At 62.7% G+C, this 26,670-nt stretch carries 23 protein-coding genes; 9 read left to right on the top strand and 14 right to left on the bottom strand.

From position 1 onward, the window contains the following. Positions 1–207: 207 nt before the first annotated feature. Positions 208–1,890, top strand: a complete 1,683-nt coding sequence (locus tag QMY55_RS11395) for a 2-isopropylmalate synthase (protein ID WP_283488699.1) — start codon at positions 208–210, stop codon at positions 1,888–1,890. A 68-nt stretch (positions 1,891–1,958) separates the two neighbouring features. Here the strand turns inward: QMY55_RS11395 and QMY55_RS11390 are convergent, their stop codons facing one another. Both QMY55_RS11390 and QMY55_RS11385 read right to left on the bottom strand, forming a co-directional pair. Further along, on the bottom strand, positions 1,959–2,246 hold the full coding sequence (locus tag QMY55_RS11390) for a YkvA family protein (protein ID WP_283488698.1): 288 nt from the start codon (positions 2,244–2,246) through the stop codon (positions 1,959–1,961). Between the two features lie 154 nt (positions 2,247–2,400). After that, positions 2,401–2,934, bottom strand: a complete 534-nt coding sequence (locus QMY55_RS11385; protein ID WP_283488697.1) for a GNAT family N-acetyltransferase — start codon at positions 2,932–2,934, stop codon at positions 2,401–2,403. Positions 2,935–3,078: 144 nt separating this feature from the next. On the opposite strand from QMY55_RS11385, the gene QMY55_RS11380 reads away from it, so the two are divergent. Then, positions 3,079–3,507 (top strand): TOBE domain-containing protein, encoded by a 429-nt coding sequence (locus QMY55_RS11380; protein ID WP_283488696.1) that lies wholly within the window; start codon positions 3,079–3,081, stop codon positions 3,505–3,507. A gap of 6 nt (positions 3,508–3,513) precedes the next feature. Continuing rightward, positions 3,514–4,026, top strand: coding sequence for a tRNA (N6-threonylcarbamoyladenosine(37)-N6)-methyltransferase TrmO (gene tsaA, locus QMY55_RS11375; protein ID WP_407650675.1), 513 nt, complete (start codon positions 3,514–3,516; stop codon positions 4,024–4,026). Positions 4,027–4,120: 94 nt separating this feature from the next. Here tsaA and QMY55_RS11370 read toward each other — a convergent pair whose 3' ends face one another. From QMY55_RS11370 to QMY55_RS11345, 6 genes are all read right to left on the bottom strand, one after another. Then, the gene (locus QMY55_RS11370; protein WP_283488695.1) at positions 4,121–5,251 is read right to left on the bottom strand and encodes a suppressor of fused domain protein; all 1,131 of its coding nucleotides are present in this window, start codon (positions 5,249–5,251) and stop codon (positions 4,121–4,123) included. Between the two features lie 120 nt (positions 5,252–5,371). Next, entirely contained in the window at positions 5,372–7,900 is a 2,529-nt protein-coding gene (locus tag QMY55_RS11365) for an ATP-dependent DNA helicase (RefSeq protein WP_283488694.1), read from the bottom strand. Continuing rightward, a complete protein-coding gene (locus tag QMY55_RS11360) occupies positions 7,897–9,597 on the bottom strand; it encodes a VRR-NUC domain-containing protein (protein WP_283488693.1) in 1,701 nt (566 codons plus the stop codon). Before QMY55_RS11360 ends, QMY55_RS11365 begins: the two co-directional genes overlap by 4 nt. A gap of 37 nt (positions 9,598–9,634) precedes the next feature. Further along, the gene (locus tag QMY55_RS11355; RefSeq protein WP_283488692.1) at positions 9,635–10,225 is read right to left on the bottom strand and encodes a hypothetical protein; all 591 of its coding nucleotides are present in this window, start codon (positions 10,223–10,225) and stop codon (positions 9,635–9,637) included. A 127-nt stretch (positions 10,226–10,352) separates the two neighbouring features. Further along, positions 10,353–10,970, bottom strand: coding sequence for a DJ-1/PfpI family protein (locus QMY55_RS11350; RefSeq protein WP_283488691.1), 618 nt, complete (start codon positions 10,968–10,970; stop codon positions 10,353–10,355). Positions 10,971–11,010: 40 nt separating this feature from the next. After that, positions 11,011–11,961, bottom strand: a complete 951-nt coding sequence (locus QMY55_RS11345; protein ID WP_283488690.1) for an AraC family transcriptional regulator — start codon at positions 11,959–11,961, stop codon at positions 11,011–11,013. Between the two features lie 91 nt (positions 11,962–12,052). On the opposite strand from QMY55_RS11345, the gene QMY55_RS11340 reads away from it, so the two are divergent. Further along, positions 12,053–12,382 carry a carboxymuconolactone decarboxylase family protein gene (locus tag QMY55_RS11340; RefSeq protein WP_283488689.1) on the top strand — a complete coding sequence of 110 codons (330 nt, stop codon included), beginning with the start codon at positions 12,053–12,055 and terminating at the stop codon, positions 12,380–12,382. Positions 12,383–12,454: 72 nt separating this feature from the next. Here the strand turns inward: QMY55_RS11340 and QMY55_RS11335 are convergent, their stop codons facing one another. Continuing rightward, a complete protein-coding gene (locus tag QMY55_RS11335; protein ID WP_283488688.1) occupies positions 12,455–14,353 on the bottom strand; it encodes a potassium transporter Kup in 1,899 nt (632 codons plus the stop codon). Positions 14,354–14,550: 197 nt separating this feature from the next. Between QMY55_RS11335 and QMY55_RS11330 the strand changes: the two genes are divergently transcribed. The 3 genes from QMY55_RS11330 to QMY55_RS11320 all read left to right on the top strand — a co-directional run bounded on the left by QMY55_RS11330 (position 14,551) and on the right by QMY55_RS11320 (position 16,977). Beyond that, positions 14,551–15,333, top strand: coding sequence for a type 1 glutamine amidotransferase (locus QMY55_RS11330; RefSeq protein WP_283488687.1), 783 nt, complete (start codon positions 14,551–14,553; stop codon positions 15,331–15,333). A 130-nt stretch (positions 15,334–15,463) separates the two neighbouring features. Continuing rightward, complete coding sequence (locus QMY55_RS11325) at positions 15,464–16,228, top strand: YwqG family protein (protein ID WP_283488686.1); 765 nt, start codon at positions 15,464–15,466, stop codon at positions 16,226–16,228. Between the two features lie 11 nt (positions 16,229–16,239). After that, a complete protein-coding gene (locus QMY55_RS11320; RefSeq protein ID WP_283488685.1) occupies positions 16,240–16,977 on the top strand; it encodes a ribosomal protein L7/L12 in 738 nt (245 codons plus the stop codon). A 55-nt stretch (positions 16,978–17,032) separates the two neighbouring features. Here the strand turns inward: QMY55_RS11320 and QMY55_RS11315 are convergent, their stop codons facing one another. The 5 genes from QMY55_RS11315 to QMY55_RS11295 all read right to left on the bottom strand — a co-directional run bounded on the left by QMY55_RS11315 (position 17,033) and on the right by QMY55_RS11295 (position 23,583). Next, positions 17,033–18,535: an efflux transporter outer membrane subunit gene (locus QMY55_RS11315; RefSeq protein WP_283488684.1), complete on the bottom strand. Its 1,503-nt coding sequence runs from the start codon at positions 18,533–18,535 to the stop codon at positions 17,033–17,035. Beyond that, on the bottom strand, positions 18,532–19,803 hold the full coding sequence (locus tag QMY55_RS11310) for an HlyD family secretion protein (protein WP_283488683.1): 1,272 nt from the start codon (positions 19,801–19,803) through the stop codon (positions 18,532–18,534). The genes QMY55_RS11315 and QMY55_RS11310 overlap by 4 nt, the downstream gene beginning before the upstream one ends. Positions 19,804–19,834: 31 nt before the next feature. Beyond that, positions 19,835–22,027 carry an efflux MFS transporter permease gene (locus tag QMY55_RS11305; protein WP_283488682.1) on the bottom strand — a complete coding sequence of 731 codons (2,193 nt, stop codon included), beginning with the start codon at positions 22,025–22,027 and terminating at the stop codon, positions 19,835–19,837. A gap of 6 nt (positions 22,028–22,033) precedes the next feature. Then, entirely contained in the window at positions 22,034–22,582 is a 549-nt protein-coding gene (locus QMY55_RS11300; RefSeq protein ID WP_283488681.1) for a TetR/AcrR family transcriptional regulator, read from the bottom strand. A gap of 80 nt (positions 22,583–22,662) precedes the next feature. Next, entirely contained in the window at positions 22,663–23,583 is a 921-nt protein-coding gene (locus QMY55_RS11295; protein WP_283488680.1) for an RluA family pseudouridine synthase, read from the bottom strand. 182 nt (positions 23,584–23,765) lie between these two features. On the opposite strand from QMY55_RS11295, the gene QMY55_RS11290 reads away from it, so the two are divergent. Both QMY55_RS11290 and QMY55_RS11285 read left to right on the top strand, forming a co-directional pair. Next, positions 23,766–24,230 carry a hypothetical protein gene (locus QMY55_RS11290; RefSeq protein ID WP_283488679.1) on the top strand — a complete coding sequence of 155 codons (465 nt, stop codon included), beginning with the start codon at positions 23,766–23,768 and terminating at the stop codon, positions 24,228–24,230. A 151-nt stretch (positions 24,231–24,381) separates the two neighbouring features. Beyond that, positions 24,382–26,637, top strand: a complete 2,256-nt coding sequence (locus QMY55_RS11285; protein ID WP_283488678.1) for an AsmA family protein — start codon at positions 24,382–24,384, stop codon at positions 26,635–26,637. Positions 26,638–26,670 lie beyond the last annotated feature (33 nt).

Below are 26,670 nucleotides of genomic sequence, written 5' to 3'. Positions count from 1 at the left end.
ACGTGACAAGCACCTTCATCGCACTTTGACCATGGACTGTTTGCAGCTGTTTTTGCTATGCCTACTGGCTCTGACCTCCGGTCGGGGTCCGCGCATTGCCGTACGAACTGCCCCAATCTGGTTTCCCCAGACCCCGACCTAGCCAGCTTGCCCCGCCGGGCCAAGCAGGGAAATCAGGACATCCATTCACTGATTTCGAGGTTTCATATGCTGGCCAACCCCTCTCAAAAATACCGCGCCCATCCTGTTGTCGACCTGCCCCATCGCCAGTGGCCCTCGCGCACGCTGAAGCAGGCGCCCATCTGGTTGTCCACCGATTTGCGCGACGGCAATCAGGCGCTGTTCGAGCCCATGAACCGCGAGCGCAAGCTGCGCCTGTTTCAGGAGCTGGTGCGCATAGGTTTCAAGGAGATCGAGGTGGGCTTTCCCTCGGCCTCGCAGACGGATTTCGACATCGTGCGCCATCTGATCGACGCGCAGCTGATCCCCCGGGATGTCACGCCCATGGTCATCACCCAGCTGCGCGAGGATCTGATCGCGACCACGGTGCGCAGCGCCGCCGGCGCGCGCCGCGTGATCGTGCATCTGTACAACGCAATTGCACCGGCCTTTCGCGAAATCGTCTTCGGCATGGAGGTACCGCAGATCATCGCCATGGTTGAGCATCATGTGAGCCTGCTCAAGCGCCTGACCGAGCAGTACCCCGAAACCGAATGGGTGCTGCAATACTCGCCCGAGACTTTCTGCATGGCCGAGCTGGAGGTGTCTCTGGCCGTGTGCAATGCCGCCATCGCGGCCTGGGATGCAGGCCCGGCGCGGCCCATGATCGTCAATCTCCCGACCACGGTGGAAGTGACGACGGCCAATGTCTTTGCCGACCAGATCGAATGGATGAGCCGCCACCTGGCGCGGCGTGAACATATCGTGCTGTCCGTGCACCCCCACAATGACCGAGGCACGGGCGTGGCTTGCGCCGAGCAGGCCTTGCTGGCCGGTGCCCAACGCGTGGAAGGCTGTCTGTTCGGCAATGGCGAGCGCAGCGGCAACCTTGATGTGGTGACGCTGGCGCTCAACCTCTACACCCAGGGCATTGCGCCTGGGCTGGATTTTTCCGATATCGCAGCGGTGGCGCGCATTGCCGAGGAATGCACGGCCTTGCCGATTCACCCGCGCCACCCTTATGTGGGCGACCTGGTGTTCACGGCTTTTTCCGGCTCGCACCAGGATGCGATTGCCAAGGGCTTTGCGGCGCAGAAAAGCGATGCGCCCTGGCGTGTGCCCTATCTGCCCGTGGACCCGCAGGACCTGGGCCGTACCTATGACAGCATCGTGCGCGTCAACAGCCAGTCGGGCAAAGGCGGCATCGCCTTCCTGCTGCAGCGCGACTGGGGCATTGTCATGCCCAGACGCATGCAGATCGAGTTCAGCGCCATCGTGCAGAGGCTGGCCGACTCCAGCGAAACCGAACTCGGCAGCCAGCAGATCTGGGATTTGTTCGAAGCCACCTATCTGCAGCCCCGTGCAATGGCCACAGGCCAGCGCTATATGGGCCACAGCCTGTTCGATAGCGCACAAGGCCAGGGCATAGAGCTGCACTGGGGTGATGCGAGCGATGCAAGCAATGGACAAGATGGCCCGCGCCAGAGCAGCCGGGGCACGGGCAACGGCCCGATTGCTGCCACCGTTGCCGCGCTTGGTCTGCCGCTGCGCATTGACAGCTATGAGGAACGCAGCCTGGGCCAGGGGGCCGATGCCAGCGCGCTGGCCATTGTCGAAGCTGTGCTGCCCGGCGTGCCCGGCTCGCGCTTTGGCGTGGGCAAGCATGCCAATATCATCACGGCCTCGGTGCTGGCGGTCATCAATGCGGCCGCGCGCTTTGAAGAAGCCTGATTCAATGAAAACAGCGGCCCGCGCTTGGTGGAAAAGCGTTGGCCGCTATGCTTTTTGATGCTGGGTTTTCAGTGCGCATTGGCCTTGCCATCCACGCGGCGACGCAGCGAACTCAGCAGCTCTTCAGGCAGGAATTTGAACGCCAGCTGCAGCAGCAGATAGCCGATCAAGCCGTCATCCAGCCAGCCCAGAACAGGAATGGCGTCGGGAATGAAATCAATCGGACTGACCACATAGAGCGCCGCCAGCACGGTCGCCAGCTTGGCGGCCCTGGGTGCGCGCGGGTCTCTGAGCACGGCCCAGGCCAGCAACAATTCCTTGCGAAACATCGTCAGCAAACGCCCCAGCTTCCACATGGCACATCCTTATCAAACAGGAGCTGACCCAGCGTCAGCCAGTCCTTAACGTGTGGGTACCTGGGGAGATGACAAGAGTGGCGCAGATTTATCTGGCTGCAGAATGTTTCAGCCAATGCTCCAGGGGGCTGCGCTTGCAGCCTTCGGCCAGATCCTAGCCGTCCACCGGATTCAGCGGCGTTTCCAGCGTGAGCTGATAGAACGCCAGATCCAGCCAGCGGCCAAACTTGAAGCCTACCTGGGGCATCTGGCCCACATGCTCGAACCCCAGGCGCCGGTGCAGTGCAATGCTGCCCTCGTTGGCCGCATCGATGGCGCCTATGATGGCGTGCACATCGCCTCGGCGGCGGGCCTCGGCAATCAGCAGATTCATAAGTTGCAGGCCCAGACCACGCCCGCGATGCCCAGGGTGCACATAGACCGAATGCTCGACCGTGTACTTGTAGGCCGGATAGGCGCGAAAGCTGCCCCAGCTGCAAAAGCCCAGCAACTGACCCTGCGCATCTTCGATACCTATCACCGGCCAGTTGCCCGCGCGCTTGGCCTCGAACCAGCTCACCATATTCTGCGCCGTACGCGGCTGATAGTCGTAAAGCGCGGTGGAGTTGACGATGGCGTCGTTGAATATCTCCAGAATCGCGGCAGCATGGCGCTCATGCGTGCACTGCACAATCTTCAAATCACTCATTCCTGTGGTTCCTGCCTGTGCTTCCCAATGTGCTGCCAATATGGCCTGCCGCGATTATCAGCGCCGGCTTATAGCTTCCATATCCGTTGTGACGATTACCTGCACTGCGCGGGATGCTATAAGTTTGTTTTACTCAGGGTCATCATGCAAAGCAGCGCACGTAATCAGTTTTCAGGCACCGTCTCCCATATCAGCCACGGCGTCGTCACCGACGAGGTTCAGATCCGCACCGAGCAGGGTGCTGAACTGGTGGCCACCATCACTCACGGCAGCGCCGTCAACCTGGGCCTCAAGCCCGACAGCCGCGTGATTGCCATGATCAAGGCGCCCTCGGTCATCGTGGTGACCGATGCCGAAGGCGTACGCTTTTCGGCACGCAACCAGATCACGGGCCAGATCAGCAAGGTCAAAAAGGGCAGCGTCAATACCGAGGTGTGCATTGATTCGCAAGGCATGCAGATCGTGGCCCAGGTCACCAATGACAGCGCCACCCATCTGGACCTGGCAACAGGCAGGACGGCTACTGCCCTGTTCAAGGCCTCGCAGGTGGTGCTGGCCGTGCTGGCGAAGTAATCGGTGATGGGCGATTCCAGCCACGACCTTCAAGGCATGGGTGCAAGCATCGCCATGCGCCCCATAGGCCTGGTGCACAGTCCGTTCAAAAGCACGGTGGGCATGCCCATACAGACCGTGGCGGCCATCGGGCACACCGGACATATCGAGGTCTTTGCACCCTTTGCCACCGGACTGCGCGATGTGCAGGACTTTCAATACCTGATCGTGCTCACCCATCTGCATGAGGCCGTGGAGAAGCTGGAAGTCACGCCCTTCATGGACAACAGCAGCCATGGCGTGTTTGCCACGCGCGCACCGGCGCGGCCCAACCGCATCGGCCTGTCCATCATCGAGCTGCTGCACCTGGACGGCTGCCGGCTGGAGTTTCGCGGCAACGATATGCTGGACGGCACGCCCGTGCTTGATATCAAGCCCTATGTGCCCCGACTGGATGTACGCGAGACGGAGCGCATAGGCTGGTTTGCCAAGGGCTTGATGCAGCTGCCGGACAAGCTGTCGGATGACCGCATGCGATAAGCTTCTGCGGCCAGGACGGGATTTCAGGGAAAATTGCTGCTGACGCAATAAGATCAAGCGTCAGCAGCTATTGAAAGCATAGTGCTTCAACCCATTACTCTTCGTATTTGCCCGTAACGCGGCCCTCGCTGTCGGTGATCACGCTGGCCTTGACCTGCCATACCAGGCCGTCCAGCCCTGGCACGGTGTACTCGCCCTCACGGGCCTTGAGGGTCTGCAGCCAGGACTGCAGCTGCGCGTCGCTCAGGCCCAGCTTGAATTCATACGCACCCAATGTTTGCAGCTGCCCCGACCGTTCATCACGGGAACTCACAAACTCCAGTGTGGCACCATCGCCCGCCAGGATCAGGCTGCGCCCATGGGGCAGACGTGCGGGCAGCATGGCCTTGAGGTCACGCACCGCCAGAGAACCCAGCCGCACCACACTCTGCGGACTGCGCAGCAGACGCTTGCGCGACTCAAAGCCCAGCACATCGCTGTAGAGCACGCCGGTCTTGGAGCCATCGCGGGCGGCCCCTGCATTGATGGCGGCCTGCACATCGGGCAGATCATGGAGGCTGGGGCGCGCCAGATCGGCCACCCACAGCGGCATATGGGCCTCCATGGCCTGCAATGCGCCTTGCACATTCCAGCGCCGCACTTCGCGTAGCTCGTCGGCCGTCAGGCCCACCAGTTGCAGAAACATCAGGTCACCAAATGGTGTGTGAATGGGCGGCAGTTCGGGGTCCTGCACAAAGCCCATCTCGGTCAGCAAGGTGTCGGTATCGGCAGCAATCGGGCCGTTGGCCGTCATCCAGTGGCCGGGCGCGAACACATTGCCCGTGCGAAAGACATAGCGCGCAATGTTCTGCAAAAAGTGCAGCGGCCAGTTGGGTGGCTGCTGTTCGTCGCCCGCACAGGCCAGCCTGAAGGTCAGCTCGAAACCATAGCCACTGGGCTTGTCGGGCGCCACATCATGGCTGTCATCCAGATCGCCATAGAGATCGCTGAAGCCATAGGTGACATAGTGCCAGTGCGGCTGGCCTTGATCGCTGCGATAGACGCTGATGCCGTCCAGCGGATCATCGCCCCCCATGCGGAATTTGATCAGCGTGCCGAAGTGCGCGGGCTGCTGCTTGCCATAGACTTTTTCCAGCGCCTGATCCATCGCATCCCAACCCAGAGTGCCGTGTTCTGCAATGGCCAGATCCTGTGCTGCGGTGTCGTGAAAATCGTTGGAACTCATGGCTTTTTCTCCTTTGCCTCAAGTATCAAGGCGGATCCCGATGAATTCGGTCAGATTCACCAACGAAATGTGAGAGAGCGTTTCCAGGCCAGCCCGCGTTTACAGCCTATTTCCACGGCATCAGCGCTGCTCGATCTGCCACCAGCGCGGCAGCAGGGCTTGCACATCCGGCCTTTGAAAGCGGTCGTCCATCAGCACCACCACGCCCTGGTCGTCTTCGGTGCGAATCACGCGGCCAGCGGCCTGCACCACCTTGCGCAGACCGGGGTAGAGATAGGTGTAGTCGTGGCCCAGGCCGGCGCCCATCGCCACATTCATGGCCTCTTGCATGGCCTCGTTGACGGGGTTGACCTGAGGCAGGCCCAGCGTGGCGATGAAGGCACCGATCAGCCGCGTTCCGGGCAGGTCCACGCCTTCGGAAAATGCGCCGCCCAGCACCGCCAGTCCCACGCCCTGCCCACCTTCGGCAAAGCGCTGCAGAAATTCGGCACGTCCGGCCTCGTCCATGCCGCGCTCCTGCTGCCAAAGCGGCAGTTGGGGGTGCAGGCGCTGCATGGCAGCCGCCACGCGCTGCAGATAGTCAAAACTGCTGACAAAGCACAGATAGTTGCCGGGCTGGCGTGCGAACTGCGCAGCCACCAGATCGGCTATGGGCGCCAGGGAGGCTTCCCTATCGCGCCGCCGGGTGGAGATATTCCGGGCAATACGCACCTGCAGTTGCCGGGCGGCAAAGGGCGCATCCACTTCCAGCCAGGCCGTGTCCTGTGGCAGGCCCAGCAGATCGCGGTAGAAAGCCGGCGGGCTGAGCGTGCCCGAAAACAGCACCGTGGCCCGGGCCGCGGCATGGCGGGCCTGCAGATGGGGGGCGGGTATGACATTGCGTATGCACAGCGTGGAAACCGGCATGCGCCCCCGGTTGGCTCTTGAGGGCGCAGCCAGTTCGATATCGAACAAGGCATGTGGACCGAACTGCTCGGCCAGAGCCTGAAAGTGCAAGAGCTCCCAGTAAAACGTCAGCACCGCATCCCCGGGCGGCAGCGGCTGATCGGCCTGCACATCGGCAATCGCGCCCACGGCGCGCTGCACGGCGGCCAGCAACGCGGCAGGAATGGCGACATGACTTTGATAAGACTGGGCAGGAGTGCGAGGTGTACTAGGTGTGGTGCGAGGTGTGGCGGATGCGGATCTGGACTCCTTGGCCGGCTCGGCAAACAACGGCAAATTGCCATCGTCCAGCACCTCGATGTCGTCACTGTCTTGCGGCTCGCCCCGCATTCCGGTCAAGGCCTTGTTCAGCACACTCCATTGGCGCTGCAGGGCGTCCAGCGCCTTCCTGACCGCCCCGGTCGCCGACTGACGGGCTGCCATCAAATCCCATTGCGACAGCGGCGCCGTATACATGCTGCGGGCGCGCTCCAGCAGGTTATGGGCCTCGTCCACCAGCACTCCCACACGCCAGCCCTGCTGCTGCGTCAGCGCATACAGCATGGCGGCGCCATCGTAGTAATAGTGATAGTCAGCCACGACCACATCTGCCCAGCGCGCCAGCTCCTGCGACAGGTAATAGGGGCAGATGTCATATTGCAGCGCTATGGCTCGCACGCGGGACGCATCCCAGACTTGAGCACTCTCAACTGCCTCCCGACGCGCTGCCGGCAGGCGGTCGAAGAAACCACGAGCCAGCGGGCAGGACTCTCCATGACAGGCCTTGTCCGGATGCTCACAGGTCTTGTCACGCGACTGCATATCCAGCACACGCAGGTCTGCGGCAAGCTGCTGCTCCAGCGCGGTCCGGATCTGGCCCAAGGCATGCAGTGCCAGCCCATGGCCTGTGCCTTTGGCAGTCAGGAAAAACAGCTTTTCCGGGCTGCAAGCCTTATCCGCCATGCGCAAGCCGCTCACTTTTTCATGATCTTGCGCAGTTCCTGCCTGAACCTCGGCAGCCATGGCCTTGAGCATGGGGAACAGCGTTCCCAGCGTTTTGCCAATGCCGGTAGGCGCCTCGGCCATCAGGCAGGAACCCGAAGCGGGACTGACCGCCGTGCGATACACGGCCACCGCCAACTGGCGCTGCCCCGTGCGAAACACCGGCATGGGGAACTGCAAGGCTGCCAGCGCATTGTTGCGCTGCTGGCGATGCACAGCCTCGCTGCGTGCCCAGTCCAGATAACGCCGACATTGGGCCTCAAAAAACTGCTGCAGCTCGGCTGCGCTGCAGTCTTCGACCAGCACCGTCTCCTGCTGGCTGCCGATCTGAAAATAAACCAGCGCCACCTTGACGCGCTCCAGCCCTCGCGCCTGGCACAGCAGATGGCCGTAGACCTTGGCCTGCGCCCAATGCAAGGCGCGGTGGTGAGGGCGCACGCCTTCTAGCGGACCTCGGAAAGTCTTGATTTCTTCAAGTTGCTGCTGCACCGCATCGAAACCATCGGCACGGCCGCGCACCTGCAGACCTTCAAAAGTGCCGCTCAATGCCAGTTCGGCCTCATAGCCTGCACCCAGCCGTTTTTCCCGGCGTTTCTGCACGACCGCATGGCCCTCCACCCCTTCCAGCGCGCTGGGGGCAGGCGTAAAGCGCAGATCCAGATCGCCGGCGCGCGCCGTGAACTCGCACAAGGCGCGTACGGCCACGGAAAGCAGCGCACTCATTCAAGCCCTGCTTCGGCCGCGGCCCACTGCACATGGCAGACGCGCACGGGAATGCCCTGCCCGGCGCAATAGTCCAGCCAGCGAATCTGGTTGTCCTGCAGCTTGTCACCCGGGGCTTTGACCTCCACCAGCTCGTAGCGCCCCTCGCTGTCGCTGTTGGCAGGCCAGAAGCGCACCAGATCGGGAAAGCCCGTGCGGTTGGCTTTCACATCCAGCAGCAAACGCGCAAACAACGTCTGCAAATGTTCTGCGGGAATGCAGTCCAGGGCCAGCTCCAGCAGCTCTTCGGTCAGCGTGCCCCAGAAGACAAAAGGCGACTGAATGCCGGCCTTGTCGGTAAAGCGCGCACGAATGCTGGCCCGGTAACGACCGTCCTTCAGCTCGGCCATGCAGGCATCGAACAGTGGCTGCCGGCGCACAACAAAGTCAGGTGCGCCGAGGTCGGCCGGGCCGCCTTGAAACGGGTGAAAAAATGCACCGGGCAATGGCGCGAAAATCGCCGGCCAGCACAGCAGTCCGAACAGCGAATTGATGAGCGCATTTTCCACATAGAACACGGGCGCTGCAGCGCTATGCCAATGGTCGCGCAGCACATATTCCACCGCGCCGGGCGGGTCGGGCAGATCCAGCAGCACATCGCTGCGCAAGGCCGCCACGGCTGGAGCCAGTGCGGCCTGGCGTGCATTGCCACCCAGACCCAGGCTGCGGCGCAGGCGCGGCAACATGCGGGCCACGCGCTGGCGTTCTTCTTCACTTTCAGGAGCGGCCTGCGCTTGGCTGGCAAGCGCCAGCGCCTGATCGAAGCACTGCATGCGCTCCAGCACACGGATATGCCTGTGGCGTGCACCGGGGTAGTGGCTGGCGGTATAAGCCTGGGCGGCCAGCGGCCAGTCCTGCGCGCGCTCGCAGGCCTGGCCTATGCGCAGCAACACCTTGGCCCGGCGCTGATCCAGCCAGGGGTGGGCATTTTGCTGCTTGAGCAGTGACTGCAGCAGTTGCTCAGCATCTGCGCCCTCATCCAGCGCCTGGCGACTGGCCGAGATGCTCAGATAAAAGTCCACATCGGCACGGTTTTGAAACGCACGCGAAGCGACATCGAGTGCCACGGCCTCATAGCGAAAAATGCCCAGGTCGGTCAGTACAAACTCCGACCAACCCTGGTGGAGATTGCCAAAGAACATCAGGCGCAGGCGCTCGCAAAGCTCGCCCACCAACACGCGCCAGACGGGCTCATCGGCTTGCTCGTTCCAGCAGGCATAGGGCTGGCCCTGCCCGGCCCGCTCGCCCAAAGCCGCTTTCATCCGGGCCAGCATCTCGGGCTTGCGCAGCGCGGTGCCGAGCCCTGCGCCTTTCAGGATCTGCAGCAACTCGGGCTTGGTGTGCAGGCCAAACAGCTCGGCCAGTTCCATGGGCGCATCGGCGCTGATCCAGCCCATTTCCAGCAGCGGCGCTGCAGCCTCTGTCGTGCGTGGAATTTCCTCATAGACCAGTTTGCTGGCGCGAAACCATGGCCCTTTGCGCATCACCATGCGCACCAGCAGGGCCTGTGCACTCTGCGGCAGCTGGGGAAACAGCTGCAGAAAGCGCGACTCCTCGGCGTCCAGCAGATCGCCATAGCGCTGGCCCAACCAGTCCAGCGCCTGCTGGAAGTTGTGCAGATAGTAAAAGCGGTGGGGAGCGATGCTGGCGCCAGACATGAAACTGTATTTTTATACAGTTTTCAAGCAGTGCATGCTAGTGGGGCTTTTGGGGTTTCAGGGTCTTTTGAGACTCTTGAGCCTTTCTGGCCTTTGCCGCCATCTCTGCCTCCACACGGGCATCGACCCAGCTCACGTCGAACAGCGCCATCCCCTTGGCGGACACCGCGAACACCGCCGGATTGTCTTGCAGGCAGACCACGGCGGGGTTGGCCAAAGGCCTGGCACACCACAGCATGCGCTGATCCACGATGCCAGAGGGTGGGCCATACTGCGCCTGCGCTGCCTCGAAAATCTGTGCCTGGCTACGTACCCCCTCGGGCCAGCGGCGCACGATTTGAGCGACCGCGAATCTGCGGGTCGATGCCGTGATCGGCAGCCTGGGCTCCAGGTTCACGCTCAGCTCTTCGCCCCCGCTTTCGTAGCGCAAACGCATGGGCAGCTTGGTGCCGGTCAGCGGGCTGGGCTCGGCTTTGTAGTCCAACGCAATCGCTGACGGCAGCACGCCAAAATGGGCGGCCATGGCCGCTCTGGCTTGCTCAAGGTCCATGCCCAGCTTCACATTGCCAAGATCGAAGCCGTTGACGTCCACCGCCCGGGGCTGGGCCGCCAGGATGCTGGCACTCATGAAGACTGCAGCGCAGAAGGTCAAGCTATTTTTCATAGGCTGACTGCAAGGCCTTTCAACGACATCGGCAAAGCTGCAGCGCGGGCAGATTTCAGTGCCGGCCATGAACCTGCCAATGCCAGCGCGCTCATGCTGTTTGCTGCAGCTCGGTCATGAAAGGCAGGATATTGCCCATGGCCTGTTGTACAAACTGCTGCTTTTCACCTACTGGCGCGACGTAGTGCAGCGCGCTTTGCGCCGCTTCAAGCCCCTCCAGTCGCGCAATGATCCAGGCGGCCAGATAGGGGGAAGCCAGGCAGCCACCGGCCGTCGCAATATTGCCGCGTGCAAAGAACGGCTGGTTGAGCACCTCGACACCGGCCTCCTGCACCCAGGGCTTGGTGGTCAGATCTGTGCAGGCACTGATGCCTGCCAGCAACCCCAGCTTGGCCAGCACCAAGGTGCCCGAACATTGCGCGGCCAGCAACTGCCGCGCGGGATCGAGCTTGAGCTGCGCCATCAGCGCCGCATCGGCCACGACCTCACGGGTCTGCATGCCGCTGCCCACAATCACGGCATCGGCTTCGGCGGCCTCTTGCAGACTGGCCTGCGACTCCACCACCAGTCCGTTCATGGAGCGCACGGTAGGCGTAGGGCTGGCAATCGATACGCGCCAGCCAGGCTTTTTGATGCGGTTGAGAATGCCCAGAGCCACAAACGAGTCCAGCTCGTTATAGCCCTCGAAGGTCAAAATAGCGATATGCACGGTGCCTGTTCCCCAAAGAAGCCTTGCATCGTAATACCCGTCAGACTTGTTGCTGTACAAACGGGGCCTGGCTGTCAGCTCTGCGCCAGCGCGCCGGGGTCTGCCCCGTCACGCGCTTGAAGGCCGTGACAAACGCCGCTTCCGAGCCATAGCCCACGGCCTCGGCCACACCCGCAATGCTCTGCCCCTCGGCAAGCCAGGCACAGGCCTGCATGATGCGCAGGCGCAGCACGAACTCGGCCACGCCACAACCCGCCAAGGCCTGAAAGCGGCGCGCATAGGTGGCGCGCGACATGGCAGCCATGCTGGCCAGTTTCTCTATGGTCCAGCTCCGGCCAGGCGCATCGAGAACGGCGCGCATCGATGCAGCCAGCCGCGCATCGGCCAGCAGCGGCAGCAGACCAGCAGGCAACGGCGACTGCGGCGCCGCCCTCAAGGCCAGCGCCAGCAAAGCCTGGCCCAGACCGTCGATCACCGCATGAGCGCCGGGTCTGGAAGCGCCCTGCGCCTCCGCGCGCAGCCATTGCAGCAGCACCGGCAAACCGGAGTCTGGCGCCACCGCCCCGAGGTTGACATGCAGCACTTCGGGCAGCCAGCCGGTCAGCAACTGCCCTGCCCCTTGAGCGTAGCGAAAGCGCCCGCATAGCAGCTCGACCGAGGCATCGCTTTGCACCTGCACATTGGTCTTCAACGGCAGCGCAAGCTCTGTCTGCATGACAGGCTCCTGCATCCGCAGAGTTGCCGAGCGAATGGGCAAGGCAGAGCGCAGCGCATGCTCGCCACCCAGAGGCAGCAGCACGAAGTCGCCGGTCTGAAGCTGCAGCTCCCGCCCCGGCAATTGAAGGCGGCACTGCCCCGCCAGCACATGGTGAAAAACCGCTTCCTGCCGCAGTTGCGCATGCGGTAGCACAAAGCCTCCGCCCAGCAGGCAGCGCACATCGATCAGCACCTGCACCTGGGCCAGCTGAAGAAGGCGACTCAAAGCATCCATGAGACGAATTCTAAAAAATTCGAGCAAATCTCGCATTGAATGATTCAGAGCCACGCAACACAATGAGGCTCTTCAACACAAGGAGCATCGCATGCTGGACTGGAACGAATACCGCAAGGAACTGGCTGGCCGTCTGGGCGAATTCTCAAAGCTCTCGCCCGGCACCATGGAAGGCTACAAGGCCCTGTCCTCCGCGGGCAGCAAGACGGGCCACCTGGACGCCAAGACACGCGAGCTGATTGCCATTGCCGTGGGCGTGACCACGCGTTGCGACGGCTGTATTGCCGTGCATACCAAGGCGGCCAAGGCAGCGGGCGCGACCAGGGAAGAAATTGCCGAAGCCCTGGGCGTGGCCGTGGCTCTCAACGCCGGTGCGGCCATGGTGTATTCGGCCCGTGCACTGGATGCGCTGGGCGAATAAGCCACGCACCACAAAAATCATCAAAAGATAGCAGCCTGCGCACTCCCTGAAAGGGCTACAGGCTGTTTTCTATCAAAGCACGACTTGCGTGCCCAGTTCGACCACCTGGTTGGCGGGCAGCTTGTAATAGGTGGCTGCGCTGGCCGACTGGCGGGTCATCCAGCCAAACAGCGCGCAGCGCCAGGCCGACAGGCCACCGGGGCCATCCACCACCTGCACGCGGGCCACAAAGAAGCTGGTCTTCATGGGGTCCAGATCCGGTGTTTCGCCCTCTTCGTCAGGCTGGATGAACTTCAGAGCTTCCGGGATGTTGGGTTGCTCGCGAAAGCCGAAGTGCATGGCCAGCGTCCAGACCCCGCTGCACAGGCGCTGCAGCTGCAGGCGCCGGGCCTCTTGCACATAGGGTGTGTTCTCGTTGACCACATGCAAAAACACGGTCTGCTCGTGCATGACCTTGAAATGCTTGAGATTGTGGAACAGCGCATTGGGCACCAGCTTGAGATCGGACGTCAGATAGACGGCCGTGCCTGAGACCACGGGCACGCCCTTCATGGGCGAACTCATGAAGTCCTCCATGGGAATGTCCAGCCTCCGGCGGTGTTCCGCCACCAGTTGCGTGCCATCGCGCCAGGTCACCAAAGCCGTGAAGATCAGGCCGCCCATGGTCAGCGGGAACCAGCCGCCCTGCTCCAGCTTGGTCAGGTTGGAGACGAAAAAGCCGATCTCCAGCAGCGCAAAACAGGCCAGCGCCCCCAGGGTCACCCGCCTGAAGGGCCTGCGCCCCAGATAGACCACAAAAGCCACCAGCATGGTGGTAATCAGCATGGTGCCCGAGACCGCGATGCCGTAGGCCGCCGCCAGAGCCCCCGAGGATTTGAAGGCCAGCACCAGCGCAATCACGGCCAGCAGCATCAACCAGTTCACGCTGGGAATATAGATCTGGCCTTGCTCCTTGTCCGAGGTGTGCAGCACGCGCACGCGGGGCAGATAGCCAAGGCGGCTGGCCTGCAGCGTCATGGAATACGCGCCCGAGATGGTGGCTTGCGAGGCAATCACTGTTGCCGCCGTGGCCAGCACCACAAAGATCAGCAGCCAGGACGGCGAGGCCAGCAAGAAAAAGGGATTGCTGGCTGCCTCGGCATTGCGCAGCAGCAGCGCACCCTGACCGAAGTAATTGAGCATCAGCGCCGGAAACACCAACCCGTACCAGCCAATGCGCACGGCGCGGCTGCCAAAGTGGCCCATGTCGGCATACAGGGCCTCGGCTCCGGTCATGGCCAGAAACACGGCAGACAACAGGAAGAAGGCCTTGTCCGTATGCTCCACGGCGAAACGCAGCGCATGCAGCGGGTTCACGGCCTGCAACACCATGGGAGTCTGCGCAATACTGCTCACCCCCACCCAGGCAATGGCTACAAACCAGACGATGGTGACCGGGCCGAACAGCTTGCCGACCACACTCGTGCCTTTCATCTGGATGGAGAAAAGCCCGATCAGAATACCTATGGTGATGGGTACGATGAAATGCTCGAACTGCGGCGTGGCGATGCTCATGCCCTCGACGGCCGAGAGCACGGAAATCGCCGGCGTGATGATGGCGTCGCCATAGAACAGCGCGGCGGCAAACACGCCCGCCCCCACCACAAAGCGCGAACGGCGTGAACTATCACCCATCACGCGGTGGGCCAGTGCCGTCAGCGCCAGCACGCCGCCTTCGCCGTCGTTGTCATGGCTGAGCACCACCCAGACATATTTGATGGCCACGATCACGATCACCGCCCAGAGCAAGGCGGACAGCGCCGCCAGCACGTTCTCTGGCGATACTGACAGCCCGTGGCCGCCGGTGAAAGCCTCCTTGAAGGCATAGAGCGGACTGGTGCCTATATCCCCGAACACCACGCCCAGGGCCGCCAATGTCAACGCGGACTGGGTACTGCCGTGGCCGGACTTTTCTTCATGGATCTGGTGCATGAGTTGGTATTTGATCTGTAATGCCAGCCCATTCTGGCATGAGGGCCGGGCGCATTGGCAAAAGCATGAAGCCCCAGGCTGAATTTCAGCTTGATACCGACTTGATGGCGATCACCGCGTTCCATACACGGGCTTGAGCAGCGCCAACCTAGAGTGAAGGCCTCTGAACCAACGGCCTGCCCGCACAGGCCTGCTCTATGAAACCAGTCGCCATCCTCCAGCATGAAGCCGCGCAAGGCCCGGGCATTCTGCTCGATCACCTGCGCCAGCAAGACATCCCTCATGTGCTGCTGGACCCTTGTGCCCAAGGCTCGGCCCCGGCCAATGCCCGCGACTACCGCGGCATCATCGTGTTGGGCAGCAATCACTGCGCCAATGAACAGCTGCGCTGGATCGAGAACGAACGCTGCCTGCTGCAAAGCGCGCTGCAGCACGATGTGCCCGTGCTCGGCCACTGCTTTGGCGCACAAATGCTGGCCCGCGCCATGGGTGCGCGCGTCTGGCGCAACCCCTGCCCCAATATCGGCTGGAGTGAGGTCCGGATCACCTCCCGCGCCCAGCAACTGATGGATTTGCCCGCACAAGCCACTCTTTTCAACTGGCACTACGACACCTTTGAAATCCCGCAAGGCGCCAGCCGCACCATGTACGCTCAGCACTGCCTGAACAAGGGCTTTGTCCGTGGCCGCCACTGGGCGTTTCAGGGCCACCTGGAAGTCACCGAAGCCAGCGTGCGCCAGTGGTGTAGCGAAGGCCGAAGCGAACTTCAGCGGGCCAGCGGCCCCGCGGTGCAAAGCGAGACGCAGATTCTGGCCCAGTTGCAGCCGCGCGTCGCCCAGCTGCATGCCATGGCTTTGCGTACCTATCGGGCCTGGACCGATCAGCTTGATCACCAGATGTCGGTGTCGCTTGGCCAGCCCTCGGAAATTTTGAGCCGATTCCGTCTCAAATCCACTGACTATCTGCGCATGCAGCTATGAATTTTCTATAGACAGAGCAATAAGGGGACAGCCATAGGCAGACGATTTGTTGCATCTGGCAGACGGCATCCGCCAAGGCCTAGCTGCCGTCTGGGCCAGAATGGCCTGCAATTCCACTGCCCAAAGCTTCATGGACCTCAAAACACTGGAAAAGCACCTGGATGCCTCCCCCCTGCTGCAGGCCCACAAACCGTATTTCCTGAATCTGGCCCAGCCAACCGTTGCCATTCGGCTGGGCAAGGCCGGGGGCGAGGCCTTGCAAAGCCGCTTCGGTGGTCAGCCCATGGTGCCTGCAGGCTTTGCCTGGCCCGAGCACCCGGACGGCCACTATCTGTTTGTTGGGCAGATCAACTTTGCCGACCTGCCCGAGGGCCCGGATCGGCCGGCAGGGCTGCCCGGCAGCGGCCTGCTGTCGCTGTTCTACGGCTTTGACGAGGACGACGCCATATTCTGGCGCGACGAGGACTACCTCAAGGCTTTCTACTGGCCGGACATTGGCGATATGCATGAAATCCAGGCCCCCCACCGCTGGGTCACGGACAGCCTTGCGTTGCAATTCGAGAACTGCATCGACCTTCCTCGCCATGAAGAATTGCGCCAGGACTGGCCCGTGGATTTCGACGAACTCCATGACTGGTTTGGCGCACTCGAAGAAAACGGCGATCTGCCGCGCGACTATCTGCTGGGGCGCCCCTCCTGGGACAGCCTGGGCTACGACCCCACGCCTGATCTGGAGGAATATCCGAGCAGCTCGCACTGGCGCTCGCTGCTGACGCTGCAATCGCACCAAGAGTTCAACTGGTGCTGGCAGGACGGTGCGCGGCTCATGGCCTTTATCGAGGATGACAAGCTGCGCGCCAATGACTTCAGCCGCCTGCAGGTGGACTGCGGCTGAAGCCGGAGTTCATGCGTCACACAGAGAAAGTGCAGCCCATGCCCACACAGATTCCGCCAGAGATACTCAAACACTGGCAAAGCGGCCACAAGATCGAAGCCATCAAACAGCTGCGCGAGCAATGCGGGCTGGGCCTGAAAGAAGCCAAGGACCTGCTGGAGGCCAGCGATGAGCCGGGCTTTATCCAGTCCGAAGCATCGGATCACGCCCAGACCGAAGCCATGCAGCAGCTGCGCGAACAATTGGAAAAGCTGGGCATGAAGGACGCCACACAGCTGCTGGATCAGCTGAACCAGGCCAATGCCTCGGGAGGTAGCTCCTTCACCTCCATCAAGACCCGCAGCACCACCATCAATGGCAAGACCACCAGCTCCGTCACCGTGAGTGGCGACCATGCCGAAGCGATAGAGATGCTGATGTCCGGCGCCGCCGCGGTACCCGCGGAGGTCAGAGCCAAGGTGGAAGATGCCATGGCGCGCGGCAGCAAGGTCGAGGCCATCAAGCTGCTGCGCGAGGCCACGGGCCTGGGGCTGGCTCAGGCCAAGGACCATATCGACGCAGCGATGGACGGCATTGCGCTGGACTGGCAGAACCTGCAGCGGCAATCGGTGCGGGCCAGCGCACCCAGCAGCTTCCAACCTGGAACACCATCGCCGGGCGAAGTGCCCAGAGGTCAAGGCTGGTTTCTGTGGCTGCTGGTACTGGTACTCGGGACCATCGGCCTCTGGTATTACTTCAAGATGCCTTGAAATCCATTGCCAATATGCGCCGGCAGCTCATTTTTCAGGAGCTTTACGCAAGGCTTCAGGGTTTGGAATCCGGATTGACTTCCCCGCCCGGCTGCCAGCCCCCGCCCAGCGCCTGGTACAGCGCCACGGCATTTTCCAGCTGGCTCTGGCGCAGGCGCAGCACGTCCTGCTGGGCGGCAAACAGATTGCGCTGCGCATCGAGTTCCTCCAGATAGCTGGCGTAACCGGCTTCGTAGCGGTCCTTGGCAAAGCCCAGGGTGCTCGTCAGCACTGTTTCACGCTGCCTGGCATGCTGCCATTGGGATTGCAGCTGCTGGGTGCTGACCAGTGCGGTTTCCACATCGCCAAAGGCCTTGATGACCACGCCGCGATAGGCATAGGCCGCCTGATCGCGCTGGGCGCTCGCGGCATCGAACTGCCCCTGCAGGCGCCCGCCGGTGAACAGCGGCGCCAGAATGCTGCCGCCCAGCGACCAGACCCGCGCGGGGTTGTAGTCCAGCGCATTGATGAGCAGACTGCCGAAATTGGCACTGAGGCTGACCTGGGGCAAGAAGGCCGCTCTCTGGGCCGCAAGATTGCTGTCGCTGGCGGCCAGTTGCAAACGAGCACGGGCAATATCGGGGCGGCGCTCCAGCAAGGCAGAAGGCAGGCCGGCTGCAGGCATGCGGGGCAGTTCAATGCGATCGAGCACCTGCGTCCCCAGTTGCCGGGGCATGACCGAAGAGGCTCCGTCCAGCGTGCGCTGCATCAGTGCCTGGGCCTGCTCGTCGCCCACACCGCCCACCAGTTGCATAAGTGCAATGCGCTGGCGCTCCTGCGCCAATGACAGCTGCTGCACCGATTGCCTGACACTTTCCAGCTCGGCCAGTGCCTGACTCAGCTGCAGCTGCGAGATATAGCCCACGCGTACCTGATCACCGAGCAGGCGCACGGCATCTTCGCGCGACTTGACGGTGAACTGAGCCACGGCCAGCTGTGCCTGCAAGGAACGCAGGCCGATATAAGCCTGAGCCGTGGTGGCAGCCACCGTCAAGCGCACGGCGTCGTTATCGGCCTGGCTGGCCTGCAGGCGCTGCTGTGCAGCCTGGCTCAACGAGCCCAATCTATTCCACAGATCCAGCTCCCAGCTGGCCTGCAGCACCGGCTGGGCCGAACGCACATGCACCATCTGCCCGGTTCTTGCGCTCAGGCTGCGGTTGGCCGAACCCGGTGCGCTCAGCGATACCTGGGGCATGGCGCCCGAGCCAGCCATGTCCAGATTGGCTCTGGCTTCATCGACACGCGCCATGGCCGTGAGCACATCGTTGTTGCGTTGCAGTGCCAGCTCCACCCAGCGGCTCAGCTGTACATCGCCAAAGGCTTGCCACCATTGCGCCTGCACGGCGGGGGCTTTCACATCGTCATCACCGCTATCGACGAGCTGGCTCCAGCGCTCTGGCACTGCCGCCTGGGCAGTATCTGGTGCATGGCTCAGGCTGGGCACGCTGCAGCCGGTCAACAGCATTGCTGCGGCCAGGGGCACGATGCGCAGCATCCAGGCATTCATACGCGGCTTCATGGTTTGGCCTGTTCTGCGGCGGTCGATACTGCGGCAGTCGATACTGCGGCAGTCGATACTGCGGCAGCCGGTGCCATGGCAGCCGCTGGTTCCTCAGCCAGATTGGCCTCTGTCCCTTTGCGTGACTGCGCAGGCTGCTCTATTTTTTGCGCCGTATCGAGGCGCACGATAACCGACATGCCGGGGCGCAGGCGCGCAGCCTCGGGCTGGCCTTCGTCAATGGCAATCTTGATGGGCAGGCGCTGCACCACCTTGGTGAAATTGCCGGTGGCGTTATCGGCCTTGAGCACGCTGAACTCCGAACCCGTGGCCGGTGCAATCTCCAGCACATGACCCTTGAGATGGGTACCGCCCAGCGCATCCACGCTGAAGCTCACGGCCTGGCCGATCTGCACATGGGCGGTCTGGGTTTCCTTGTAATTGGCCACCACCCAGAAAGTGGGCGGCACCACATACATGAGCTGGGTGCCTGCCGCCACATACTGCCCCTTGCGCACCGAAACCTCGCTGACCTGGCCGTCGCTGGGCGCATGGACCACGGTGTTGTCCAGATTGATCTGGGCCTGGCGCAGCTGGGCCTCGGCCATCTGTACCTGGGCCTTCAGCGAATCGCGGCCCACGGTCGTGGCCTTGATCTTTTCCTGGTTGATGTCGATATCGGCCTGAGCCTTGGCCACATTGGTGGCGGCCAGGCGCGCGGTGGCGCGCACCTTGTCGCGCTCGTTCAGAGACACGGAGCCACGCTCGGCCAGTTCCTGCACGCGCTTGAGCTCGGCCTGGGAGCGCTCGGCCTCGGCCTGCACTGCCGCCAGACCCGCTCGGCTGGCGCCCAGCGTGGCGCGGTTCTGGGCCTGGGTCTGGTCGGAATTGGCCAGTTGCGCCTGGGCATTGGCCAGCTGGGCCTGGGCCTGGGCCACGGCAGCTTCATAAGTGCGGCTATCGATGCGCACCAGGGGCTGGCCGGCCTTGACCTGTTCATAGTCCTTGACCAGCACCTCGGTCACATAGCCGTTGACCTGGGGCGCCAGCACGGTGACGGCACCGCGCACATAGGCGTTGTCGGTGGTCACGACGGAGTTGCTGAAGGGCCAGAGGTTCCAGGCACGCAGCACCAGCAAGATGCCGGCCAGCGCCACTACCATCATGATGAGCACGCTGCGCAGCGAGGGCTTGATTTTCTTGGGTGTAGGCGGCAAAGCCGCTGCCGATGTGGATGCGGGCGCTGGAGCCGGTGCTGCGGCGGAGGATGTTTTTTGACTGTCGCTCATGCTCAATCTCTTGCTGTTATCTGTTTTGAGTTCATTGCCTGGGTGTCCGGGAGCGGGTCTGCGTCTCTGGTTCCGCATCCGACTCGGCCTGCTGGGCTTTCTTTTCCAGTTCCTGCTCCAGCTCCGCCTCAAGCTCCAAAGCCTGTGGGTTGTCCTGCAGCGGGTCGCGGCTGGCCAGCACGGACTGCTCCTGCGCTTCGGCAGCCTTGGCAGCCGCCGAAAGATCGCGCGCCTTCGCGCCTTCGATCACCACGGTGCGGCGTGCCCCGGCAGCGTCGGACTGGCTGCCCTCTTCCACATCGCCATAGGCATCGGTTTGGCCGGACTGCACCACCACGGTTACACGCTCTTTCTCATGCTCCTGCTCAGGCTGACCGCTCGCCGAGGGCTCGGCCGCCACCGTTGGCGCACGCTGGGGCGTGCCGTCAGTCGCGGCAGCCGCTGCCACCTGATTGCCGCTTTGCCGCGTCATCGCCCGCACCAGGGCTGCAGCCTGGCGCACGCGCGCCGATGCGCCCAGACTCCACAGCAGGTAGAGCAGCGCAATGGCGGCCGTCAGCATGAATACATCGTTGTAGGCGCGCACATTGGCTTCGCGCCGCACGATCTGCTGCAGCTGCAGCGTGCCCTGGTTGGCACGCATGACAGGGTCGGGCGTCACCCTGCCGTAGATCTGGTTCTGTATCTTGAGCCGCTCCGCCACCACGGGGTCGGTCGGGTCCAGCTGCGCAACCAGCGCCACCGAGTACACCTGCTGGCGGTGCGTCTGATAGGTGCTGAGCAAGGCCGAGCCCAGCAAGCCGCCCATGGCCTGCGTCATGGAGATGGTGACCACGGCCGTGAGCATGTGGTTGGCGCCGTACTTCAAGCCCTGAATCACGCCTGTCAACATCAAGGGACCCATGAAAATGCCGGCCCCCACGGCCAGCAGAAACTGGCTGAAGAAAAAGTCCGACGGCCTGTCCACACTGGTGCGGTGATGGTCGAGAAATGCCGCCACCGCAAACAGCGCAATCGCTGCCACGATCTGTTTGCCCATATGCGGCACACCAAAGGTGATGGCAGACAACGCAACACCAATCAGGGTTCCAAGCAGAATCACCATGAACAGCGGCTGCATCTGATCGGAGGTCATGCCCAGGGTGCGCATCAGCCCCACCACGCCGTAGCTTTGCTCGGCCGTCAAAAAGCGCAGCAGGATGGCCCCGATCACAAAGCGTATGGTCGGCATCTGCGCAAACCAGCGCGTGTGGAACATGGGGTTGGCACGGTGGTGCTCGATATAGAGCGCGATGCTGAGCAGCGCTATGGCTCCCACCAGCATCCAGGCCAGGCTGGGCGAATCCAGCCACCAGCGCGAGTAGCCTTGCACCAGCACGGCAATCAGCAGACCCAGGCCCGGCACCATGAGGCTGAAGGTGACGAAGTCCAGCTTCTCGAAGGTCTTGATATAGAGGCCGGGCGGCAGCTTGAGCAGCACCACGGCGGCAAACGACAGCAGCGCCAGCCCGGCTTCAAACAGATAGAGGTTGTGCCACTCGCTGTTGTAGAGCAGGCTGGGCGACAGCACCCAGGCCAGCGACGTGGCCAACTGGCCCACGCCCACACCTATCACCAGCATCTTGAGCACATAGGTGCGCGGCGCAGCCTGCAGCATGTACAGGGTGCCCAAAGAGGAGCAGGTCGCCGCCACCAGCCCGCTGGCTGCACGCAACCCAATCAGACTCTGGTAGCTGCCCAGCACCAGATGCAGCACGCTGAGCGCCGCATAGGCACCGAGGCCAATCTCGGCAAACAGCCGCATGCCGAACTGCTGGCGGAATTTGTAGACCAGCAGATTGGCCGTCATATTGAACATGACATAGGCACCTGTCAGCCAGGCAGACTCTACCGATGTCAGGCCCATCTGCCCCTGAATCGTGGGCAGGTTGGCGGTGAACAGGGCATTGCCCAGACCGCCGGTCAAGCCGATCAGCACGGCAATCAAGCCATAGCAGACCCGCACCCAGGACTCGTGCTGCAACATGGCCGGCGAGCCAGGCAAGGCGGGTTTCTCGTGCTCGGCCCAGTCGGGCGGGCGGCGCAGCAAGATGACCGGCCCCTGAGGGATGGCGGGGGTGGAGGCAGAAGCCGGCGCTGCTGCGGCTGGACTGCCGGGTGGGCTGGAAGCTGCGCCTGGGTTTGGAACATTGCCCCCCGGGGCCTGTGCTGCAGCTTGGCTCATAGATCCTCAGGCCTTGATTCCATCCAGAATGATTTGCAGGGCGCGACGTGCCAGTTGCTTGCGCTGTGCGGGCGTTTCACCGCGCAGCGCACCGCCCAGCATGCCAAAGACCAGGGACAGGTCCTTGGCATTGAGCACCTCCTTGCACAGGCCCTTGGCCATGGCACGTTTCATGGGCTCTTCGAAGACCTGCCACATCTGCTGGCGCGCATGGCGGATTTCTTCATCGCCCCTATCCACCGTGCGCCAGTAATCCACCAGCGTGGCTGAGAAGGCAATGCGTTCCGCCACCATGGTCAGCAGCTTGAAGAAGGCCTCGTCGTCGTCATGCCAGGCAGCGGCCGCTGCACGGGTTTTTTCCACCGAACGCTCCAGCAGGGCCAGCATGATGGCCCTGCGGTCGGGGAACTGCCGATACAGCGTGGCGCGACCGACCTGGGCCCGCTCGACGATCAGGTCCAGCGGCGCCGTTACCCCATGTTCGGCAAAAACGGCATCGGCCGCATCCAGCAACTGGGCGCGGCGTTCAACGGATGAGGGGCGTGGGGTGGACATGGCGCAATTATCGGACAAATTTGTCCGATAAACATCGCTGCATGCCTTCCCCCTTTGTCAGACAGGGTCGTCAAAAACAGCTATGCGCTGACTGGCAGTGCTTGCAGGCTGCGTCGGCTGATGAACTCGCGCGGCAGGCCGGTCAGCGGATCGTCAAAAGCCAGGCTGCGCGCCAGCAGCTGCAGCGGATTGGAATAGTCGCCAGGCTCCGGATCGTTGACCACGGGGTAAAAGGCATCGCCCTTGAGCGGCAGGCCCAGAGCCGCCATATGCACCCTCAGTTGATGGCGCTTGCCCGACACCGGCAGCAGCCGGTAGCGCGCCCACTGCCGGTTGTGCTCGATGATCTCCATGGCCGTGCGGCTGTTGGGCACTCCCGCCACTTCGTGCATGCGAAAGAAATGCCCGCTTTCCTCCATGCGGCTGGCGTGCTCGCGCGGAAACGCCAGATCGGCGCGATACGGCGCCACGGCTTCGTAGACCTTGTGAATCGCCCTGTCCCGAAACAGCCCCTGGTAAATGCCCCGCGTGGCACGCTGCACCGAAAACACCACCAGCCCCGCCGTATCGCGGTCTATGCGATGAATGGGCGAGAGCTCGGGCAGATCGAACTCACGCTTGAGCCGCACCAGCAGCGTGTTCTGCAAGTACTGGCCCGCAGGCACCACGGGCAGAAAATGCGGCTTGTCGGCCACCAGCAGATGCTCGTCGCGGTAGATGACTTCGGCCTCGAAAGGGATGGCCGGCTCCGCTGCCAGTTCGCGGTAGTAGTAATAGCGCAGCCCCGGCGTGAACAGCGCATGCGGCCCTGCCTTGTGCCCCTGCTCGCTGACCACCTCTCCTGCGACCATGCGCCGCATCCAGTCATCACGGCCAACGGCTGGCAGGCGCTCGCAGAGAAAGTCGATCAGCAAACCCTGGCCCTGACTGGGCAGCACCACGCAACTGGGGCTGACGCCATCGCGTACGGGCAGGACCTTGGGATCGTGGGAGTTGTGCATGGCGCGAAATTCTAGTGTCTGACGACGCCCCTCATCAGCACCGCCCCAGGGCGGAGAGCATGGCTTGCGTTTTTTTCTGCTCGCTCTGCAAACTCACGGGCAAACATGACCGCAGGCCATGCAGATTGAGGCACCATCATGTCCAGGCCGTCACGGCCTGATGTTTTTTCCATGGACTGTTCATGCTCTCACTGCGAAGCCCTCACACCATTGCCCAGGAACTGTTCGGAGCCACCGATATTGCACAGCTGCAACCAGGACACCGCTGGCCGGCCCGGGAAATCTCTGGCGACTGCGTGTTTCTCGATGCCCGGCAAGCACTGAGCGAACTTCGGGGCCGCGACGTACCGCTGGCGCAACTGGGGCAGAACTGGTGGATATTCGCAGCATCCGGCACGGGCGATGCCTGGCTGATGTCGCTGGATGGGCAGCAAGGCATAGGCTTTCTCGATCACGCCGCAGGCCCGGATGCGGTCGTTCAGCCCATGGCGCTGGACTTTGGCCAATGGCTGCAATTGGCCGATCTGATGCGCCAGTGGGAAACGCTTGCCGACGAACTTGACGAAGAGGCACTTGCCGCACCACTCAATGCCTTGATGGAGCAGATCAGCCCGGGGCTGAGCCAGCGCTATCCCTACGCTATCTGAGAATTCGAGTATTTTCTGCCTCAAGCGCCTGTGTATAAAGCGCATGCAGCTATTGAGTTAATAGCAGATTGGCGATAGTACATCGTCGGCCTTGGATGACGCAGCCTGCCGCCCGGCCCGCGCTAGCATGCATGAACAAGGACTGATGCCCATGGTTGACACTGCTGCACCTGTTCGTGCCCCAAACCCGCCCCCTGCCTTCTCTACCCCGCGCCAGCGCTGGTTGCGCTGGCTGCTGATTGCGATCGGCGCCTGGCTGGCCATGCTGCTGGTCGTCGTCGCCCTCATTGCCTTCATGGACTGGAATCGGCTCAAGCCCTGGATCAACGAAACCGTCAGCAACGCCACGGGGCGCGATTTCGCGATCAATGGCGATCTGCAGGTGAGCTGGACCTGGCCGCAGCCGCTGGACACGGGCTGGCAACACTGGATTCCAGGCGTGGTGATCGAGGCCAACGATCTGTCGCTGAGCCAGCCCTCTGGCTGGAGCATAGAAGAAGCACCCGGCAAAGGCAGCGCCGAACACCCTGCCTTGCCTGCCGTCCCCAAGGAACTCAATACAGGCCGCCTGCCCCGGCATGCTGCCGGCAAGTCCAAAGCCGCAGCCGCCGGGAGCGGTAATCAGGAAAAAGAGGCAGAGGACAGCGACGACGCGATTGCCGATGCACCCAGTCAGCCGCCACCGCGCACCGCCGGCACCATGGTCACGGCGGCGCGTGCAACCGCCAGCCTGCGCCTGTGGCCGCTGCTGGCCCGGCATGTGCAGCTGGACAGCCTGCAGTTGCAAGGCCCGGACATCGTGCTGGCCCGCAGCCAGAGCGGCGACAACAACTGGAGCTTCAAGACCCCAAACAATGCCGGCCCGCGCTGGAGCTTCGACATCGGCCAGTTGCGCATCAGCGATGGCGTGCTGGGCTGGTCCGACGGCATCAGGAACATGGCGGTACGCGCCCGTGTGGACAGCCTGCGCAGGCCGGTAAGCAAGGATCAGCCCCATGGCTCCCGCTATGGCATCCGCTTCGGTCTCAGCGGCTATATCCACCAGGGCAAGACCCAGGCACAGATTCAGGCCCAGGGTCTGGCAGGCCCTGCACTGGATCTGCGCCAGGACAAGCTGCATTTTCCGCTGCGCATCAGTGCCAAGGCAGGCCAGCTGCAAGCATTTGCCGAGGGCTTTCTGGACAATCCTAAGACGCTGGACGGGCTGGATTTTCAGGTGCACCTGCGTGGCAAAAGCATGGCCGATCTGTTCGGTCTGACAGGCCTGCTGCTGCCCGCCACACCGCCGTTCGAGACCAGCGGCCATCTGATCGGCAGCCTGCAGCCGGGCAAGGCCACCTGGGACTATGAGAAGTTCCAAGGCAAGGTCGGGGAAAGCGACCTCAGCGGCGACCTGCACTACAGCTCGGGCCAGCCTCGCCCCAAGCTCAGCGGACAGATGCGTTCCCAACAGCTGCGCCTGGTCGACCTGGGCCCTGTCATAGGCGCTGCACCTTCAGGCAGCGAAGCCGCACCCAAGCCCGTCAATGGCAAGGTGCTGCCACAAATCCAGTTCGAGACCGTCAACTGGGACAAGATGGATCTAGACCTGCGCTATGACAGCGGCCATATCATCCGTCCCCAGGCCTTGCCGCTGCAGAACCTGAGCCTGCATGCACTGATGGACAACGGCAGGCTCACACTCTCGCCCCTCAAGTTCGGCTTTGCCCAGGGCGCCCTGAACTTCGACGCCGCCATAGACAGCCATGCCAAACCCGTGGCCGCGCAGATCAAGGGGCAGGTGCAGGCGCTCAAGCTCTCGGCCCTCTTCCCCAAGGTCGAGCAGATGCAAAAAAGCCTGGGGCGTCTGGATGGAGCGGTTTCCCTCAAGGGCCAGGGCCAGTCGCTGGCGCAATGGCTGGGCACGGGCAATGGTTCGGTGCGCCTGTTCGTGCGCGACGGCACTTTCAGCTCACGGCTGCTGGACATGGCGGGGCTCAATGTCGGCTCCATCATCGTCTCCAAGCTGTTTGGCATCGACAAGGAAGTGCAGCTGCGCTGCGCCGTGGCCGATTTCAATGTGGAAAAAGGTCTGGCCCGCCCCCGCATGGCCAAGCTGGCCACGACCGAGGCCATTGTGCAAGCCACTGGCCAAATCAATCTGACGCAGGAGCAACTGGATCTGCGCATCGTGCCCGAGTCGCTCAAATGGAAATTCTTCTCGCTGCGCACGCCGCTGTATGTACGCGGCAGCTTTGCCAAGCCCGATGTGGGGTTGGAGCCGGGACCGCTGTTTGCCCGCGCCGGCGCGGCAGTGGCCGCAGCCGCACTGGCCCCCGTGGCCCTGGCGCTGGTGCCGCTGACCGTGCCTGCGGCCGACGACGATGTGAACTGCCAGCAGTTGCTGGCGCAGATACATGCAAAGTGAGCCCGCCCACGCAAGGCGCAGCCACTTCACACA

Origin of the sequence: Comamonas resistens (assembly GCF_030064165.1) — a bacterium.
In the GTDB taxonomy this organism is placed as follows: domain Bacteria; phylum Pseudomonadota; class Gammaproteobacteria; order Burkholderiales; family Burkholderiaceae_C; genus Comamonas; species Comamonas resistens.
Note: the sequence above shows the minus strand (reverse complement) of the source record. Positions and strands in the feature narration are given on the sequence as shown.